Here is a 16,944-nt window from a genome sequence, read left to right as displayed (position 1 = left end):
TGTCGAGAGGGAGTAGTCGTAACTGGAGGGTCGAAGATGGCACACTCACCGGAGACGCTGTACGGGCCACCACAACACGAACCAGTTGAGGGAGGCACCGGCCACTTTCGGGGAGACACCAGCCGAATCCGCTACGGTGACCCACAGCACGACGCCACAGCGCCAGACCCGCAGCTCGTCGAACAGTTGCGGTACGGCGAACCGACTCGTCGCGGTGGCAATACGACCGAAGTCGCTCGTGGTCGGCGGGGAACCCGCGACGGCTCGGTCACTCGTACCGGGAGTCGAACGAGTGGCGACCATCGCACCCGTGGAGACTGCGGGGAGTCCCACGTTCCCTCCATCACGCCATAGCTTTTCGAGCGTTGGGACCGTCAGCTGAATCGCCGATGGAGTGGCACGCCGAACCGCTGGACGTAGTCTTGGACGAACTCGACATCGACGAGTCGGGACTCACGACGGCCGAGGCAGCGGCACGCCTCGAAGCGAACGGGCCGAACGAACTCGTCCGAGGACGACAGACGAGCGCGCTCTCGTTGCTCCTCTCGCAGTTCCGAAACGGGTTGACCTACCTGCTCGTGTTCGCCGCCTTGCTCTCCGTCGCGGTTGGCTTCTTGCCCGGCGGTTCGCCCGAGTACACAGACGCCCTGCTCATCCTGCTCATTCTGCTCGGAAACGGCCTCTTCGGCTTCGTGCAAGACTACCGAACCGAGCAGTCCATCGAAGCACTCCGGGCGCTCTCGACACCGGAAGCGACGGTGTTGCGAGACGGCGAGAAGCGCACCATCGACTCCCGAGAAGTCGTTCCGGGCGATGTGTTCGTCCTCGAACAGGGCGACGTGGTGCCCGCCGACGCGAGACTCTTGGAAGCCCACAGTCTTGCGACAGACGAGTCGTCGCTGACCGGGGAGAGCGCGAGCGTCCGGAAAGCGGCGGCACCGAGCGAACAATTGCCTGCCGACGCGCCACTCGCAGAGCGGCCAAACTCGGTGTTCATGAACACCCACGCGGTACAGGGCCGGGGCGTGGCCGTCGCGGTTGCGACCGGCATGGACACCGAAGTCGGTCAGATTGCGACGCAGTTGGGAACCACCGAAGAGCCACCGTCGCCGTTCCAGAAGGAGGTAGACGCGCTCGGCACCCGAATCGGAACGGCGACGCTCGCCGTCGTCGCCGTGCTTGCACTCGTTCAAATAACGGTGACGGATACCTCGCCACTGACGGTGCTGTTGGTCGCGGTGACCCTCGCAGTCGCGGCGGTTCCTGAGGGCTTGCCAGCAGTCGTAACGCTGACCTTGGCTTTAGGGTCGCGGGCACTGCTCCGGAAGGACGCGCTCGTCAGGCGTCTGCCAGTCGTCGAGAGTTTGGGTGCCGTCGATACCATCGTCACGGACAAGACGGGGACGCTCACGGAGAGTCGGATGACAGTTCGGAGAGCGTACGCCTCGGGCGAACGGTACGAGTTAGACGCGCAGAGCGACGGCGGGGAAATAGAGACGGAGAGTGAACCGCTCCACGAACTGCTCCGAGCGGGCGCAATTTGCAACGACGCCGAACGCGACGGCGACGGCGACGGATTCCGGGGCGACCCGACGGAAGTCGCACTGCTCGCGGCGGCAGCGGGAGCGGGAGTCGATTCGAGCAGCGACCGAAACGAACGGCGACTGAGAGAGGTTCCGTTCTCCGCGGAGCGAAAGCGCATGACCGTCGTCGTGGGTGGTTCGGAAGCGGAAGAGGGGGAGACGAAAGCGGGCACAGCCTACGTGAAAGGCGCCCCAGAGGTGGTGTTGGAGCGCTGTGAGCGCGAGTTGGTGGACGGCAGAGTGGTCGAACTCACCGACGAGCGCCGACGGGAGATACTCGCTATCAACGACGAGTTTGCCAGCGACGCGCTGCGGGTACTCGGATTTGCTCGGCGGGACGGCGTCGAGGCGTCGTCTTCGGACGACGAACTGGAGCGCGGCTTGACGTTTCTCGGTCTCCAAGGTCTGATGGACCCGCCGCGCCCCGAAGTCGCCGACGCCGTCGCGGACTGTCGGCGCGCCGGGATTCGAACCGTGATGGCGACCGGCGACAATCTGGAGACGGCGAAGGCCGTCGGCGAGGAGTTGGGGTTCGACCCAGAGGGCGCGACGACCGGCGCGACTGTCGAGTCGGCGAGCGATTCGGAACTCGAACAGTTGGTCGCCGAGACCGAAATTTTCGCGCGCGTCTCGCCGACCCACAAGGTCGAAATTCTTCGCGCGTTGCAGGACAGCGACCACACAGTCGCCATGACCGGCGACGGCGTCAACGACGCACCTGCGCTGAAACGCGCCGACGTGGGCGTCGCGATGGGCAGGCGGGGGACCGACGTGGCGAGAGCGGCCGCCGACATGGTGTTGCGCGACGACAACTTCACCACGATTCGGGACGCCATCGAGGCGGGCCGGGGCGTCTTCGACAACGTCCGGAAGTTCGTCACGTATCTGCTGTCGGCCAACGCCGGGGAAGTGCTGGTCGTGTTCGTCGGCGCGCTCCTCGTTGCGGCATTCGGTGGCGCGACGGCAGGAGGCGGGGCGACGGCCGCCGACGGTGCCACGGCGACAGCAGTCGTTCTCACACCAGTCATGTTGCTCTGGGTCAACCTCGTCACCGACGGGTTGCCCGCGCTGGCACTCGGTGCCGACCCGGCGAGCGCAGGCGTGATGGACCGACCGCCGCGCGACGACGGTGACCACGTCATCGACCGGCGAGTGCTGGTCTCGGTCGGCACTGTCGGGGGACTCATCGCGGCGACGGGACTGGCGTTGTTCTTCTACGGTCTCGACAACGCCGACGCGACGACTGCTCGGACGCTCCTCTTCACCTTCCTCGTCGTCATCGAGATGGTTCGCATCCAGTTCATCCGGGCGCGCTACGGCCTCTCGCTCGGGTCGAATCCGTGGCTCGTGGTCGCGGTCGCCAGTTCTTTTCTGCTCCAGTTGGTCGTGCTGTACACGCCGCTGGCAGCGTTCTTCGGCGTCGTTTCGCTCGGCGCGACCGAGTGGACGTGGCTCGGGGCGGCGTTCCTCGCGTTCGTCGCGGCGAACCTGCTACTGTACCTTCTATCCGACCAGAGATAGTTTTACACGGACGCTCGTCGCACCTCCGGCGTGGTCGTTTCCCCTCGAACGGTGGTCGTGATACTCGTCGGCGCGGTCGCGCTAGCCGCGCTCGTCAAGAGCGCCGCCGTCGCGGTCGAACGGTTCGTCAGAGTCGCACGACAGTACGACGTGGACGAGGCCATCGTCGGGATGACCGTCGTCGCGTTCGGGACGAGTCTGCCGGAAATCGCCGCGAACCTCATCGCCTCGCTGGGCATCCTCTCGGGGACGCTCGACTACGGCGTGGCCTCCGCGACGGTGCTGGGCGGGAGCGTCGGGTCCTCGATGTTCCAGCAGACGTTGCTCGTCGGGGCGTTCTTGCTCGGGTTCGGCACCGTGACGCTCTCGCGGTCGTTCCTGCGCGCGAGCTACGTCCCGATGGTGCTGTCGGTGGCGCTGACACTCGCGCTCGCGGCCGACGGGACGATTTCGCACCTCGACGGCGGCGTCTTGGTCGGGGCTTTCGTGGTGTACCTCTACTACACCTTCGACCGACGCGAGCGGACGCTTCCGGAGGCCGTCGAACCAGAGTCGGAAGACGAGCGAGCGCCCGGCGACGTCCGCCTCGACGCGGCAGTCGGCCTCCTCGGGCTAGTGACGGTGCTGGTCAGCGCCTACGTTACGCTGGCCGTGCTGGAGGAACTCGTCGCCGTGCTACGCCTCGGCGGGTCGATGGTCGGCGTCGTCACGCTCGGCGTCGGAGCGGCCCTGCCGGAACTCTCGACCGTCGCCGAGGCAGTGAGGCGACGAACGCCGACGCTCGCGCTCGGAACGCTGGTCGGGAGCAACGTCGTCAACACGCTCGTCGCAATCGGTATCGGCGGGTTGGTGTCGTCGTATCGCGTTCCCCAACCCGTCGTCCTCTGGGACCTGCCGCTCATGCTCGTAGTCGGTGGCGGCGTACTGGGCTACGTGCTGTTCGTCACCGACGGCCGACTCGGCCGCCGAGACGCGGCCAGTTTGGTCGTCGCGTACTTCGTCTTCGTGAGCGGTCGGTTGCTACTGTTCGGCGGTCAGTAAGGACCAAGGGTTCGGGGTTCGCAGGCCAACTATGACCCGGCCACTGCTTCTCACCGGCTACGAACCGTTCGGCGACCACGAGCGCAACCCGACTGCCGAAGTCGCCCGCGAACTGGACGGCGAGGAAATCGCTGGCCACGAAGTAATTGGTGCGGTCCTACCGGTCGAGTTCGACAGCGCGGGCGAGGAGATGCGAGAGCGAATCGAGCGCCACGACCCGAAGGTCGTCCTCGCGACGGGACTGGCGGCGGGTCGGGCGGGCGTCAGCGTCGAACGCGTCGGCGTCAACGTCGCCGAGTGCGCGGGCGTACCCGACAATGCCGACGCCGAACCGCGAAACGAGCGGATTCGAGACGGCGACGCGGCGGCGTACTTCGCCACGCTGCCGGTCGTCTCGGTGGTCGAAGCCCTGCTCGACGCAGATATCCCGGCGCGCGTCTCGAACACCGCCGGAACGCACTGCTGTAACAACGTCCTCTACCGGACGCGAGCGTACGTCGAGCGCGAGGGGTTGGACGTGCCGATCGGGTTCGTGCATCTGCCCCTGACTCCCGAGCAGGCCGCTGCGAAAGCGAGAGACGGAGAAGCGACCGCAGGGAGCGAACTGCCGCCGAGCCTTCCGTTGGAGCTACAGACGGCGGCAGTACGCAAAGCTCTCGAAGTCACTGTCGAGGAGTCCTAAACCACGGAGAGAAATCGAGAGGGGAGGAGTTCGAGACCGAGCGACGCGCCGAATCAGAGGTCCTGAAACGCGCCGACGAAGTCCTCGTGGTCGTCGAGTTCTTCGCGGGTCTTGTCCACTTCCGACTCTAGTTCTTCGAGTTGGCCGGTGAGTTCGTCGTACTCCTCGCTCCCTTCGAGTTCCGGGCCGTCCTTCTCGGATTCGAGGACGGCCTTCTTCGAGGCGAGCGAGAAGTAGTCTTGCAGTTGTGACCCGTAATCGACGCGGGTGAGCATCCCTTCGACCGTCTCGTTCAAGTCGTCTTTCGACACCGGTTTGACGAGGTAGTCGTCGAAGCCCATCTCCACGATGTCGAAGTCCGGTTTGACGGCCGTCACCATGACGACGCGACAGTCGATGTCGCGCGCTCGAATCTCTTCGAGTACTTCGTCACCGGACTGGCCGGGCATTCGTCTGTCGAGGAGGACGACGTCTACGCTGGCATCGAGCGTCTCTAAGGCCTCGTCGCCTCCGTAGGCACTCCGCACGCGATAGTTGCTCTCTAGCCACATCGCGTACAAGTCGGCAACGTCTTGCTCGTCGTCCACGACGAGAACTGTCGATTGGTCGGGGGACATAGTCAGTCGCTGGTCGCTACAGTTGGTGACTCAACCATGATACAAGAAGCTATTATATCTTGTGGTTAGATTGGAAAAAGTATCTATAGACTTTCTAACCGCTTCCGAAGCTCGGCGTCCCGTCGTCTTGGGGATTCGGTGCGATTTCTTCGCCCGTTCGACGGTCGATGACGTGGATGACCCCCCGACCTTTCTTCGCAGGGCAGACTTCTGCGGCGCGAACATTTTCGGCCAGTTCGTCTTCGCCGACGAAGTAGGAATCGGGCGATGCGAGGCCGGTCGAGAAGTCCATCTCCCAGTTGGCCGCGACTTCGGCGCACTTGCCCGCGCCGAAACAGCCGTCGCCCTCGAAGACGATTTTGTACGGCTTCTCCGAGACAGCGGGCGTCGAGCTATCTGATTCGTCGGTCGAGTGGTTCGTCTCCCCGCTCATCGGAACTCCCGGAGGTCGTCCAGTACTGCGGCCGCACTCCCATCTTCGACGACTTCACGAGCCGACTCGACGCCGTCTACCAGTTCGTCCACGTCGTCGCGAGCGTACATCCGGAACGCCGCGTTGAGCGCCACTGCGTCGGCGAAGTGGTCCTCGCGCTCGCCCGCCAGAATCTCTTCGGTGATGGTCGCCGAGTCGCCTGCGACGTTCTCGACCGCGAGGTCTTCGCGCTCGAAGTCCATGCCGTATTCGGCAGTTTGGATTTCGTAGTCCTCCAGTTCCGCGCCATCCCGTTCGGCGGCATCCGCCGCCTCCATTCCGGAGGCTTTCGCCTCCCACTCTGCCACCTTCGTGTAGCCCGGCCGAATGTCGTCGTACCCCTCTAGTCCTTGGAACATGATGACTCGCGAGAGGTCGCTCTCGTGGCTCTCCCGGAAGGTATCGACGATTCGTTTGGCGAACGAGAGGTGGTAGAAGCTTCCCAGATGCACGTCGGCGTTGGCAGGATTGGCCAGCGTCTCGACAGTGTTGAGGAAGGTTCTGACTCCGAGTGCGGACCGACGCTCGTAGAGGTCTGAGACGGTGGAGTTGAAGTTCGGCTGGTAGTAGAACCCGAAGCCAGTCTCGTCTACCATGTCGGCGCTTTCGCCGGGCGCGAGGTCAGTCTCGACGCCGAGTTCGTCCAAGACGTGCTTGTACGCCGTGCCCTCGCTCATCGGCACGTAGTCGCCGCTGTGGGCGACGACCGGCGTCCCAGCCGCCGCGGCGACGACTCCGGCCGCGACTCCCAGTAGCGCCGAGCGCGTCTTGCCGTCGTAGTTCGCGCCGCAGTCCACGGGGTCCACACTCGGTTCGGCCGTCGTCACCGACTGCTCGCGCATGACGTCTACGTAGGCCGCCAGTTCCTCGGGCGTGTTGCGCTTCCAGCGATTAGCGACGAAGAAGCCCCCGAGCGTCGTGTGGTCCGGTTCGCCAGCGAAGATAGCTTCGAGAGCCTGTCGGGCCTGCTCGCGGCTCATGTCTTCCGCAGATTTCGGCCCGGAACCGACGACCTCCGTCATGAGTCGGCGGACGGTCCACGATTCGCTCTGGCCCGCATTCGCATCCTCGTCCTCTCCTGTCATCGTTCGACACCTCTCTCGGAGACTGCGGTGTCGGCAGGCGCGGCGAACTGCGCGGCGGGCGTCTCCTGCAAGCACTCGACCACCTGCTCGCGCACCGAAACCACGTCGCCGACGACCGTCACTGCGGGCGGTTCGATGCCGACTTCGTCGGCGCGAGAGACGATGGAGTCGAGCGTTCCGGTGACCGAGAACTCTGCGTCGCGGGTCGCCTTCTCGACCATGGCGACCGGCGTGTCCGGCGCGAGACCGCTCGCTCGGAGTGCCGCCACGTTGTCCGGCAAGCGACCGACGCCCATCAACACGACGAGCGTACCGCCCGCTCGAACGTTCGCGGCGAGTGCGTCCCAGTTCAGCGCGCTCTCGTCTTTGGTCGGGTCCTCGTGGCCCGTGACGACCGTCAAACTCGACGCGTGGTCTCGGTGCGTGACTGGGATGCCAGCGACGCCCGGTCCGGCGATGGCGCTCGTGACGCCGGGGACGAACTCGAAGTCGATACCTTCGGCCGCGAGGTGTTGGGCTTCCTCGCCGCCTCGACCGAAGACCGTCGGGTCGCCGCCCTTCAGTCGGATCACGTCTTTGCCCTCCTTGGCTTTGCGGACCATCAGGCAGTTGATTTCCTCTTGGGTCGTGCGCTCGCCGCCCGAGCGTTTGCCCACGTCGCGTATCTCGGCAGCGTCCGCCGATTCGACGATTTCGTCGCTCGCCAGCGCGTCGTGGAGCACCACGTCCGCATCGTCCAAGAGCCGATTCGCCTTGACCGTCAGTAGCTCCGGGTCGCCGGGACCCGCGCCGACTAAGTACACTGTTCCGTACATCAGTCATCACCTGCAAATCGCTTCTCGCGGAGGTATCGCGCCCGGAACCGGTTCGCGCCGTCCGTGGCGTCGCCGATTCGTGGCCGGTCGTCGTCCGCGATGGCGGCGACCAGTCGGTCGAGTTGTTCGCGCTCGCTCGGCGTGAGCGTCAGTTCGTACGTCTGCTCGGTCTCGCGCTCGACTTTGGCGAACTCGCGGGCCGTGGCGACGAACAGCGAGCAGGGTTCGCGGCAGGGAATCTCGCCGTCGCCTGCGGGAGCGTCCAACTGCTCGTCTTCGCCGTACTCCCACTCGCGGCGTTTCAGACATTCGGAGTCGGTACAGCACGCCGTGACGGCGTTTGCCACGGCTTCAGGCCCGAGTTCTTCGACCAGCGCGTAGATGCCGGTCTGGCGCTCGGCCGTCGCCTCGAAGTGGGTCACGTCGAGTTCACCGCGGCGTTCGCGCGCCCAGTTCGAAATCGAAGCAGGGTAGAACTCTTGGACGGCGCGAACGACTCGTTTCACGGAGAGAGTCGGAAACACCCACCCGTCCCGCAGTGTCGGCGCGCTCTTGAGCGGCCGGTACTCACCCGAAGAATCGTCTCTCGCAAGTAGTCGTGCGTCGAGGGGGTCGTGGTAGTGGTCGAGCGTAGACTGCTCGGCGTCGGCGTCCGCGACGTGGCGGAGTTCGTAGCGTCGGGCGGTCGCTCCCGATACGGTGGAATTAGTCGCTCGTCGTTCCGAAGAGCGAGACGCCTGCGACGTCTCGAACTCGTCGTCGTGGCGAGGCGACTCCTCTGGAGTCGTCTCGCCGAGCGTCACAGTAATCTGGAGTTGGCCCCACTCGCTCGCGATTCCATCTCTGAGGCTGTCGTACCGCTCGGGAACCGGGTCGTCGCCTTCGAGCCAACGCAGGAACTCACGATGGTCGGCGTCGTGGCCGCCGATTGCTTGCTCCCAGTAGTACCAGTCGTTGACGTACTCGGAGTCGGTCGCGAGTTCGTGGAGTTGACTTCGTGTGAGTCCGCTGTGTGAACAGTCCGGCGTCTCGAACCGGAACCCCTCGTCCTCGACTTCGACAAGCAAGTCGTCGAAGTCGATGGATGCCGAGGAGTCAGAGTAGTCGCCGAGAGCGTCGAGGAGTGTGTCCGCGGGTGAGGACTCGGTCCCGTGGGCGAACGGCTGTGGCGCGTCAATCGGTGGCAATCTGGACACCTCCGGCGAGTGCTTCTTGGGCGCGTTCGAACGCTACGTCGGCAAGCAACGGTTCGGTACCGACGGCCCCCGAATACCAGATTCGATGCCCCTCGACTGCCGCCGGTACGTCCCAACCGTCCCGGTAGTCGTCGGTCAGACCAGCGTCCTCCGGAATGTCCTCCTGCGTGTGGTAGCCGTCGGCGAGGAAGAGCGGGACGACGGCCACGTCTGTGGCGTCGAAGTAGTCGGTCACGTCGTCGATTTCGGGCGATTCGTCCATGAACAGTGCTTCGACTTCGGCGAACTCGTCGTGCTCGCGGATGCGCGTTGCGTGGTACTCCGTCGTCTTCGCGCTGTTCTCGTTGCGCTCGGTTCCGTGGCCGACGACCGCGAGGCCTGCATCTTCGGGGGCAGTTTCGAGAATTCCTGCTGCGCGCTCGACCACGACATCGGTCATGGCGTCGTGGGTACCTACGGGGTCGGCGTAGTGGACGGTCTTGTCCACGTCCAGTTCCCACTCGTCGGTGAGTCGGAGTTCGCGCGGGAGCACCTGTTCGGTGAAGTAGCCCTCCGCCATGAACAGCGGGACGACGACCACCTCGTCGCTTTCGACGGTGCGCAAGACGTTCCGAAGCGACGGCTCTTCCTTCCAGAACGTCTCCCGAACTTCGGCGAACTCGCCGCGCTCGCGGAGTCGGGCGGCGTGGTCGTACACCGGTTGGGCCGACTCGGGATTCCGGTGGGAACCATGACCGGCCAGTACGAGCGCGACCATCAGGCAGTCACCTCCGTACCCGTGGCAGTCGAGCGTCTACGATACATCCTACCCTAATCGAAGATGGCGAAGGGGTTAGTTCTGTCAAAAGGCGTGGTTCCTGCCTTCAGTTCGGGGTCGGTGCAGTTCTTACCGGAGAATCGGAGCGAGACAGAGCAGAACTTGTAGTCGGTAGGAGTTTGTCGCCGCGTCAAACCCGAAAACATGCCAGAGAACCACTGAGATGCGCCGTCGCCGTGCCGAGCGAGCAGTGCGAGGCGTGGAAGAGTAGGATTTTGTTGCCGGTATCTGCGGGACGGCGTGACCGAGGACGCAGAGCGTGACAGCAATCCTGTGTTTTATTCACAGATAGCATCGGAACAACTAATTAGGGGGCCGACCAAGGTGAGGGTGGCTATGTCGAAGACCGGTGAACGTTTTTGCCACGGGCGAAGAGCCTGACACGACGCCAGAGCAACGGTACGAGCGACTGCTGAACCTACCGCCGAGTGCGAAACTCGTCTACAAGGTGTTAGCCGAAGACGAGACGTTGACACAACGCCAGATTCGCACGCGAGCGTTGCTTCCAGCCAGAACGACGCGCGACGCGCTGACGAAGCTCAAGGACGCAGAACTCGTCGAAGAACGACTGTACGCCCCGGACGCACGGAAACGACTCTACGTCTCGCGCGCTATCGCGGACCCCGAAACGATGGACGGAGGTACCTAGAAAGTTCGGGAGGGGTCTTAATAGGGTGGCATACCATGCAAAACGATTATACAGTTTTCCGCCGCCCTTTCGAGTGCCTGCAAGGGCGAGACACTTCGCCGCCGCAGGCAAGGGAGTCGAAATACTGTGCCTCTGACAACCGGGGTAACGGCTACCGTTACTCCGACTTTCACAGTCCATAATTCTCGGTAGCGACAGCACGTTCGTGGAGAGAGTTCGTCGTCCGGCGACAGGTAGCGTAACGTTTGATAGAGAGTGACAACCAACGTCCGTGTGGTATGCCAACCGAGGGGAGCGATGACCACTCGTCCGAGCGAGAGACCGAACCACCCGCCGAACAGGTGGCAGACGTGGAAAGTACGGGAGGAGACGCGGAGAGTGCAGCAGAGCGAGAACTGTGCGCGGAGGTAGCCAAAGAACTACGCGCCGAGGTAGCCAAACTCGAAGCAGAACTCGCCGACGTTCGGGAGACCGTAGAGCGCCTTCGCAGGCGCACCAGAGTCACGCCACAGCGGTCTGCACTCCGATACTGTAACGCGTGTGGCACTGTCTGCGTCCGTTACGAACCGGCCCCCGAGATAGAGTGTCCGAACTGCAGGAACGGCGGGCTACAACCGCTCTGAGAGTCGGAGAGTGAACGCACAGTCACTCGGTCGCTACGGCGCGGACAGTCCCTCGACGTTCTGTTGGAGTCGAATCGTCGCGGTGACGAAGAACCCACCGACCAGCACGACGAAGACGCTCTTGATAGCGTTTACCACGAGCGGTTGCAGTCCGACGACGACGCCGAGGTCTGCGAGGCCGAGGACGCCCAACGAGACCAGTACTGGAAGCAAGTGGCGTCGAAGCGTGTCGAGCGACGTCCCGCTCGTCATCGACTCCAGTTTCTCGGCGAACAACACGCCGTAGGTGGCGAACGCGAGACTGCCACCGGCCTTGACGAGTTGCGCGACGACCAACTGGTCGATGAGTAACACGCCCAACCACTCCACGACGATGACGACGACGAACGCGACCTCGATTCGGCGGAGCGTCGAGAGCGGGATTCCCTCGTCGGCAGGCGGCGCGAGCGCGGAGTTGTAGTACACTTCTCGCATCGAGAACGCCAGAAAGACGATACAGAAGAGGAGTGCGCCGTGGCCGAACGCGGTCAGTACCCGCGAATCGACGACGACGCCGAGTACGCCGAAGACGCCGTAGAGCGCCGCTGTCGTGCCCACGAGCGCGAGATACCGCCAGAACGGGCCTTGGGACTCCAAGCGATTGAGTTGGAGATTTCGGAGCGCGTAGAAGCCGAACACCGCCGCAGAGGTAGCGACGAGGACGGACCCGAGAAACGCGACGACTGCGCCGCTCGGGTCCGACGCGAGCGACGAAGCGGCGAGAAACGGCCCGAACATATCCCTTTCCCGACCCGAGGAAGCGAGCGTACTTAAAACGAGGCGACTGTGAGCGGAAGAACCGTTCGTCAGCGACGGAGCGAATCGTCGTTTCCCACCAAGTCAACAGTTCGAGAGACAGTTTACGCCTCTCTCGTCGCAGTCAGCACGTCCAAGTCGTCGTCGGGGCCGACGACGCCTCTGTCCACGATTTCGTAGCCACGGTCGGCCAGTTCCGCCTCTACTTCCTCGGTCGGCGACCCGAGGTCGCCGTGGGTCTCGACGATGATTACTCGTGGGTCGAAGTCGAGCGCGCGGAGAATCTCCAGTTCCGCGCCCTCACAGTCGAGTTCCAACACGTCGCACGCCGGAATCGCCTCCGGGCCGAGCAGGTCGCCGTCCGCTTCGCCGTACAGTTTTTCGGTGAACTCCGAAACCTCGCCGACGGCCGCGTGCCGGAGCGTCACGAGGTCAGAGACGCGGTTGATTTCGATGGTGCGCTCGATAGTCGATATCATCTCGGAGGTCGCTTCGAACGTCGTCACGTCGCCCTCGTAGTGAGTCATCCGGGCCGCGACGACGGTGGACGCGCCCCATCCGCCGCCGACCACGACGACCGAGTCGCCGCGCCGGACGAGTCGGCGAAGCGATTCGATGGACGGCGCTTCGTGGTCGGGGTGGTCGTCGTAGCCTTCGACCGGTTCGACGGTCGGCACCGCGACGCCGTTCATCACGCCGACGCGTGGGTCGCCTTCGTACTCTTCGTCTGCCATAGTTGCGAGCGCACGCCGAACGGGAAAAGGAGTTTCGTGACAGTGAGTGTCATTAACGTGCAACAGAGTGAAGGACAACAAACCCGCACAACCCTACCGATGCACTCCCACGCACCCGGCGACGACGACACCGCCTGTCCGGTCTGCGGGCAACCGTACGACCAGCGAATCGTCATCGAACGCGGCGACCGCTGGGCTGACGTGTTCGGCGGCCCACCGTTCTCCGTGCTACAGCAGTACGAACGACGGTGTACGAGTCGGCAGGACGTAGAACGAGAGACCGTCAGAAGCGACGACGAGCGGGTGCTCTACTTCCACGGGGCAGACGGTCCGGCGGGAACTCGATAGGAAGTCACGCCCACGTCGCGTACTCCTCGACGACGACTTCTAACTCGCGGCGGAAGTCCTCGGCCGTCTCGAAGCGCGCGGGTTTCTCCTTCGTGAGTGCCCGCGTGAGCAGACCGTCAACCGCCTCGGGAACCGCCGAATTGATCGAGCTCGCTGGAGCAGGGTCTCGTTTCTGGACCCGTCGAGCGACCTCTTTCGAGTCGCCGACGAACGGCGGTCTGCCCGCGAACAGCGCGTAGCAGAGCGCACCGAGTTGGTACACGTCGGTCGCGTGGTCGAGTCGGCCGAACTCCTCGGGTGCGAGTTGTTCGGGCGCGGCGAACGCCGGTGGCACAGGTGGTCGTGTCTCGTTCGGGAGACCGACACCGAAGCCCCAGTCGCCGACTTTCGGCACGGACCACGCGCCGAAGCTCTGGGAGAGACCGACGACGCCCGGCCTGAGCGCGCCGTGGAGGACGCCCTGTGCGTGGGCGTGACAGAGCGCCGTCGTCACGCAGTGGGCGTACCAGAGCGCCTGAGCGAAGTCGAGACCGCCGATTCGGTCGCGCACGGTGCCGCCGTCCACGAACTCGGTGGCGACCCACGGGCGCGGCGTCTCACCGCGCGCGACTATCGGAAGCACGTGGTTGTGGTCCGAGATGGCGTCCCACGCACGGAGCGCGCGGGAGAGCGCGTCTTCGTCTGCTAATCCGTCTCGGCGCGCCGCTCGGAGCGTGACGACGACGTGGCTTCCGCTCGCGCTCTCGGGGTCCGGGGCGCGCGCTTTCTGGAAGGTCGTGAACGGCCCGCTTCCGCGGTCGGCGAGTCGCTCGAAGTCCCGGAACCCCGCGTCGATTTCGGGGGGCGTCGAAACGTAGTCGGGCGGTCCGAGTTGGGAACGAGCGTCGTCCGTGGTGTCTTCACCCGAGTCGGTGTCGAACTCCGGGGGTCGAACGCTGACCGACGACTCTCCGACGGTTTCCTCGTCGGAGAACTCCACAATCGTCGCATCGCCCGGCAGGAAGTTCGCGAGCGCCGGAGAGGCCGCGATAGTCTTCGGAAAGCCGTCTTCGTCGAGTTCGCGGACGAGTCGGTGGAGTGTCTCTGCGGCGTACTTTCGAAGTAGTCCCTCCTCCTCGTTCACGAGCGTCGCCAGTCGAGAGAGTGCGGGTTCGACTGCGCGTGGATACTCGGTAGCGACCGACGAGAGCGTAAGGACCGTATTCTCCCGAACGAGCGGGTCGTCGTCTGACAGCGCATCGATGACCTCTTCGGTGGCCATCCGGGCGCGGTGGGGGTTGCTGTCGGCGAGTGCGGCGAGCGCCCACGACGCGCCGCGGCGAACCCAGCGGTGGTCGTCGGAGAGGAGCGCGGCGAGTTTCGAGCGGGCGGGAAGACGGTCCGGGTCTTCTCCAGCGAGTTCGGCGAGAGCCCACGCCGCCCCGGCGCGCTCCTCGGGGTCGTCGCTGTCGAGGCGCGTGGCGATTGCGTCGGCGTCGCTTCCGTATTCGCTTCGCACTCGCTCGCGGAGTTGGTCGGCGCGCTGGCGGTCGCTCGTGGACTCCTCCCGTCGATTTGCTCGGCGTTTTGACTGCTCGCCGGGTCGAGACGCTCGCTCGTCGCGCTCGTCCATCGGTACGGCGAGTCAGTCTCCCGCCGCGTGCATAAGTGTTCCCACAGGTCAGCGAGGAATGTGTACCTGTAAATAGATAGGTCGCAAAAACTAACACCCCCCCGTTCGTGGAGTCTGACAACGCGACAATGGGTCTCGGGCCAAAGCAGTGGGAGTGCAAAGATTGCGGCCACAAGCACCGCGCAAACAGAAAGCAGTGTGCGCGCTGTGGCTACATCGTCCTCGGTCCAGTGGACGCCGAGCGGGGCATGGGAAAACTACTGACGACGGTTCTCGCGCTGTTGCCCGCAATTCTGTCAGTGTTGACGATGGGACTGCTGGCGTGGGTGCTGTTCTTCTGACTGTAGTCTCAATCGTCTGCTTTCGCGTCTCCTCCCGCGTCGTCTTCCGGCGACCAATCAGATAGCGTGCGCTGAACCGCTTGCTCGCCGACCGCTCGCGCCAGCGTCTCGAAGTTCGAGCGAACTGCGCGGTCGTCTGTGCCTGCGAGCAGGCGCGACACGATGAACTCCGGCGTCGATTTCCCGACGGTGTCGAAGCGCGGTTGGTAATCGACCTGTAGTTCGAGGTCGTCGTCCAGTCCCTCGGCGAAGATGCCGTCCTTGCGAGCTTTTTCGGGAAGTGGCTTGAGGTCGTCCGCGAGGTGCGTGACGAACACCCCGAGCGCGCCCCGGTCGGCCGTGAGTCTGACGAGGCCGTGCAGGAGGTCGGCGGCACTCCCCGGTTCAGTGATGGCCTCGAACTCGTCCACGAGCATCAGGGTCTCGGAGTCGTCCGAGAGCGGCGGCACGATGCTCTGGAGCGTCGATTCGAGGACGCCCGCGTTGAAACTCGCGTGGCGTCGGTGGAAGACGATGTCCTCCGAGAGCGAGATTTGGGCGCGCTCGGCGGGGACGGGCAGGCCCATCTGCGCGAGCAGTGCAATCTGGCACAAGGTTTCGAGCAGAGTCGTCTTACCACCGCTGTTCGCCCCAGTCAGCACTGCCACGCGGTCGCCGTCCGGCGGTGCTTCGTTGCCAGTTATCTCGTGGTCGCCGATGGCGTAGTTCACGGGTTGCACCAAATCGTCGTCTACGGAGACCAGCGAGACGTTTCTCGCACCGGTGACCGCGAAGCCGTTCTCGGTGAACTCCGGGCGCGAACAGTCGAACGCGACGGAAAACCGGGCGAGCGACAGCGAGAACGCGAGGTCGCCGACCGCTTCGTTGGCCTCGTCGATGGCCTCCTGCGACTCGGCGATGCGGCCTCGCAGTCTGCGGGCGACGGTCCGCTCGCGTTCTTCGACTGCTTCACGAAGGTCGGCCAGCAGTTCGCGGAGCGTCGCACCCACGAAGTCCCCGGCGTCGATGGCGTCGTCCGGCGTGGCGTCTCTGACCCGCGAGTAGCCTGCGCCGGTCTCGCTGGACACGAAGTCCACGACTACCTCCGAGAACTCCGCGCCAGCGCGGGCCTCCTCGCGAATTGATTCGACAGCATCTAAGGAATCCTGCTGGAGCGATTCGGCATCCGCGAGCGCGTCTCGGAGCGAGTCGAGGTCTTCGTCCACCCCGCGCGCCACGTCGCCGCCGTCTAGGTCCGCCAGCGCGTTCGCCGCGGCTTCGAGGTCGTCGCGGTCGATGCCGCCCACGCGCTCGAACGCCCCGCCGGAGACGCCAGCGTCTCGAAGCGAGAGCGCGGTTTCGACCGCTGCTTGCTCCTCGTCCAATTCGTCGGCGTCGGCGTGTGTCTCGAACGCCCTGAGAATCGCGTTTCGCGTCTCGCCGTCGAGGTTGGTCCACGACTCGACGGCCGCCATCACGCTGTCGAGGCGCTGTCCGGCCTGCTCGCGGTCGAGCAGCGGCGTCAACACACGAATGCGGTCGGCCGCAGTCGCGGTGACCGCGTAGTCGCTCGCGGCGTCGAGCAGTTCCTTGTAGACGGCGCGCGTGTCGCGGGTCGCCAGCACCGACATCCCTTCGCCGCCGTTGGCCCGCCGAAGGATGCGGGTCGCCCGGCCGCGCGGCAGTCCTGCCGACACGAGGGCGCGAACGTCGCCCGATTCGATGGCCTCGATGGCCCGCTCGACGCCCAGCGCGGCTTCGAGGCGCTCGCTCGTCTTTGGGCCGACGCCCCAGTACTCCTCCAATCGCATATCTGTCGGGTGACACCCCCGGCTCTTAGTTTTGTCCACACTGGCGTGGCGAGCGGTGGGTTTGGACTGTGAAAGTAGTATCTTCAATTCGACCGACCCGTCGCGCGCGGTTGCGGTGCTGTGCGGAAGTCGCACCAGCGCACAGCAGACGCCGAGAATTTCGGTCGGCTCCGCCCGAAATTCTCGCGTCTCTTTTTTGATCCACATTTTTTGGAGGAGGGTG

The 16,944-nt window shown here is 64.6% G+C and carries 18 protein-coding genes; 8 read left to right on the top strand and 10 right to left on the bottom strand.

All coding sequences use genetic code 11. The features are described from left to right. The first annotated feature begins 36 nt into the window (after positions 1-36). From F7R90_RS19165 to F7R90_RS19150, 4 genes are read left to right on the top strand one after another with little or no spacing between them, the layout of a single operon-like run. Positions 37-354, top strand: a complete 318-nt coding sequence (locus tag F7R90_RS19165) for a hypothetical protein (protein WP_158059173.1) — start codon at positions 37-39, stop codon at positions 352-354. 35 nt (positions 355-389) lie between these two features. Further along, positions 390-3,104: a cation-translocating P-type ATPase gene (locus tag F7R90_RS19160; protein ID WP_158059172.1), complete on the top strand. Its 2,715-nt coding sequence runs from the start codon at positions 390-392 to the stop codon at positions 3,102-3,104. A gap of 30 nt (positions 3,105-3,134) precedes the next feature. After that, positions 3,135-4,145 (top strand): sodium:calcium antiporter, encoded by a 1,011-nt coding sequence (locus F7R90_RS19155; protein ID WP_225741364.1) that lies wholly within the window; start codon positions 3,135-3,137, stop codon positions 4,143-4,145. 31 nt (positions 4,146-4,176) lie between these two features. Beyond that, positions 4,177-4,827: a pyroglutamyl-peptidase I family protein gene (locus F7R90_RS19150; protein ID WP_158059171.1), complete on the top strand. Its 651-nt coding sequence runs from the start codon at positions 4,177-4,179 to the stop codon at positions 4,825-4,827. Between the two features lie 53 nt (positions 4,828-4,880). Here the strand turns inward: F7R90_RS19150 and F7R90_RS19145 are convergent, their stop codons facing one another. The 6 genes from F7R90_RS19145 to F7R90_RS19120 all read right to left on the bottom strand — a co-directional run bounded on the left by F7R90_RS19145 (position 4,881) and on the right by F7R90_RS19120 (position 9,769). Beyond that, complete coding sequence (locus F7R90_RS19145) at positions 4,881-5,444, bottom strand: HalX domain-containing protein (RefSeq protein WP_158059170.1); 564 nt, start codon at positions 5,442-5,444, stop codon at positions 4,881-4,883. A gap of 94 nt (positions 5,445-5,538) precedes the next feature. Beyond that, a complete protein-coding gene (locus F7R90_RS19140; protein ID WP_158059169.1) occupies positions 5,539-5,877 on the bottom strand; it encodes a ferredoxin in 339 nt (112 codons plus the stop codon). Next, the gene (locus F7R90_RS19135) at positions 5,874-7,001 is read right to left on the bottom strand and encodes an anthranilate phosphoribosyltransferase (RefSeq protein ID WP_158059168.1); all 1,128 of its coding nucleotides are present in this window, start codon (positions 6,999-7,001) and stop codon (positions 5,874-5,876) included. The genes F7R90_RS19140 and F7R90_RS19135 overlap by 4 nt, the downstream gene beginning before the upstream one ends. After that, positions 6,998-7,816 (bottom strand): uroporphyrinogen-III C-methyltransferase, encoded by an 819-nt coding sequence (gene cobA, locus F7R90_RS19130; protein WP_158059167.1) that lies wholly within the window; start codon positions 7,814-7,816, stop codon positions 6,998-7,000. Before cobA ends, F7R90_RS19135 begins: the two co-directional genes overlap by 4 nt. Beyond that, entirely contained in the window at positions 7,816-9,003 is a 1,188-nt protein-coding gene (locus F7R90_RS19125) for a DR2241 family protein (RefSeq protein WP_225741363.1), read from the bottom strand. Before F7R90_RS19125 ends, cobA begins: the two co-directional genes overlap by 1 nt. Next, complete coding sequence (locus tag F7R90_RS19120; RefSeq protein ID WP_158059166.1) at positions 8,990-9,769, bottom strand: CbiX/SirB N-terminal domain-containing protein; 780 nt, start codon at positions 9,767-9,769, stop codon at positions 8,990-8,992. The genes F7R90_RS19125 and F7R90_RS19120 overlap by 14 nt, the downstream gene beginning before the upstream one ends. Before the next feature lie 409 nt (positions 9,770-10,178). Between F7R90_RS19120 and F7R90_RS19115 the strand changes: the two genes are divergently transcribed. Both F7R90_RS19115 and F7R90_RS19110 read left to right on the top strand, forming a co-directional pair. Further along, positions 10,179-10,478 carry a hypothetical protein gene (locus tag F7R90_RS19115; protein WP_158059165.1) on the top strand — a complete coding sequence of 100 codons (300 nt, stop codon included), beginning with the start codon at positions 10,179-10,181 and terminating at the stop codon, positions 10,476-10,478. 278 nt (positions 10,479-10,756) lie between these two features. Continuing rightward, on the top strand, positions 10,757-11,101 hold the full coding sequence (locus F7R90_RS19110) for a hypothetical protein (RefSeq protein WP_158059164.1): 345 nt from the start codon (positions 10,757-10,759) through the stop codon (positions 11,099-11,101). 33 nt (positions 11,102-11,134) lie between these two features. Here the strand turns inward: F7R90_RS19110 and F7R90_RS19105 are convergent, their stop codons facing one another. Next, the gene (locus F7R90_RS19105) at positions 11,135-11,878 is read right to left on the bottom strand and encodes a hypothetical protein (RefSeq protein WP_158059163.1); all 744 of its coding nucleotides are present in this window, start codon (positions 11,876-11,878) and stop codon (positions 11,135-11,137) included. Between the two features lie 122 nt (positions 11,879-12,000). Then, a complete protein-coding gene (locus F7R90_RS19100; RefSeq protein ID WP_158059162.1) occupies positions 12,001-12,630 on the bottom strand; it encodes an FkbM family methyltransferase in 630 nt (209 codons plus the stop codon). A 99-nt stretch (positions 12,631-12,729) separates the two neighbouring features. Here F7R90_RS19100 and F7R90_RS19095 point away from each other — a divergent pair, with 99 nt between their 5' ends. Then, positions 12,730-12,978, top strand: coding sequence for a hypothetical protein (locus F7R90_RS19095; RefSeq protein WP_158059161.1), 249 nt, complete (start codon positions 12,730-12,732; stop codon positions 12,976-12,978). A 4-nt stretch (positions 12,979-12,982) separates the two neighbouring features. Here the strand turns inward: F7R90_RS19095 and F7R90_RS19090 are convergent, their stop codons facing one another. Next, on the bottom strand, positions 12,983-14,590 hold the full coding sequence (locus F7R90_RS19090; RefSeq protein WP_158059160.1) for a protein kinase domain-containing protein: 1,608 nt from the start codon (positions 14,588-14,590) through the stop codon (positions 12,983-12,985). A gap of 128 nt (positions 14,591-14,718) precedes the next feature. Here F7R90_RS19090 and F7R90_RS19085 point away from each other — a divergent pair, with 128 nt between their 5' ends. After that, positions 14,719-14,931 carry a hypothetical protein gene (locus F7R90_RS19085; RefSeq protein ID WP_158059159.1) on the top strand — a complete coding sequence of 71 codons (213 nt, stop codon included), beginning with the start codon at positions 14,719-14,721 and terminating at the stop codon, positions 14,929-14,931. A gap of 8 nt (positions 14,932-14,939) precedes the next feature. Here the strand turns inward: F7R90_RS19085 and F7R90_RS19080 are convergent, their stop codons facing one another. Next, positions 14,940-16,721, bottom strand: coding sequence for a MutS-related protein (locus F7R90_RS19080; RefSeq protein ID WP_158059158.1), 1,782 nt, complete (start codon positions 16,719-16,721; stop codon positions 14,940-14,942). Positions 16,722-16,944 lie beyond the last annotated feature (223 nt).

Source organism: Halorussus halophilus, assembly GCF_008831545.1.
In the GTDB taxonomy this organism is placed as follows: Archaea; Halobacteriota; Halobacteria; order Halobacteriales; family Haladaptataceae; genus Halorussus; species Halorussus halophilus.
The sequence above is the reverse complement of the archived record's forward strand: the minus strand, read 5'-3'. Positions and strand labels throughout refer to the sequence as shown.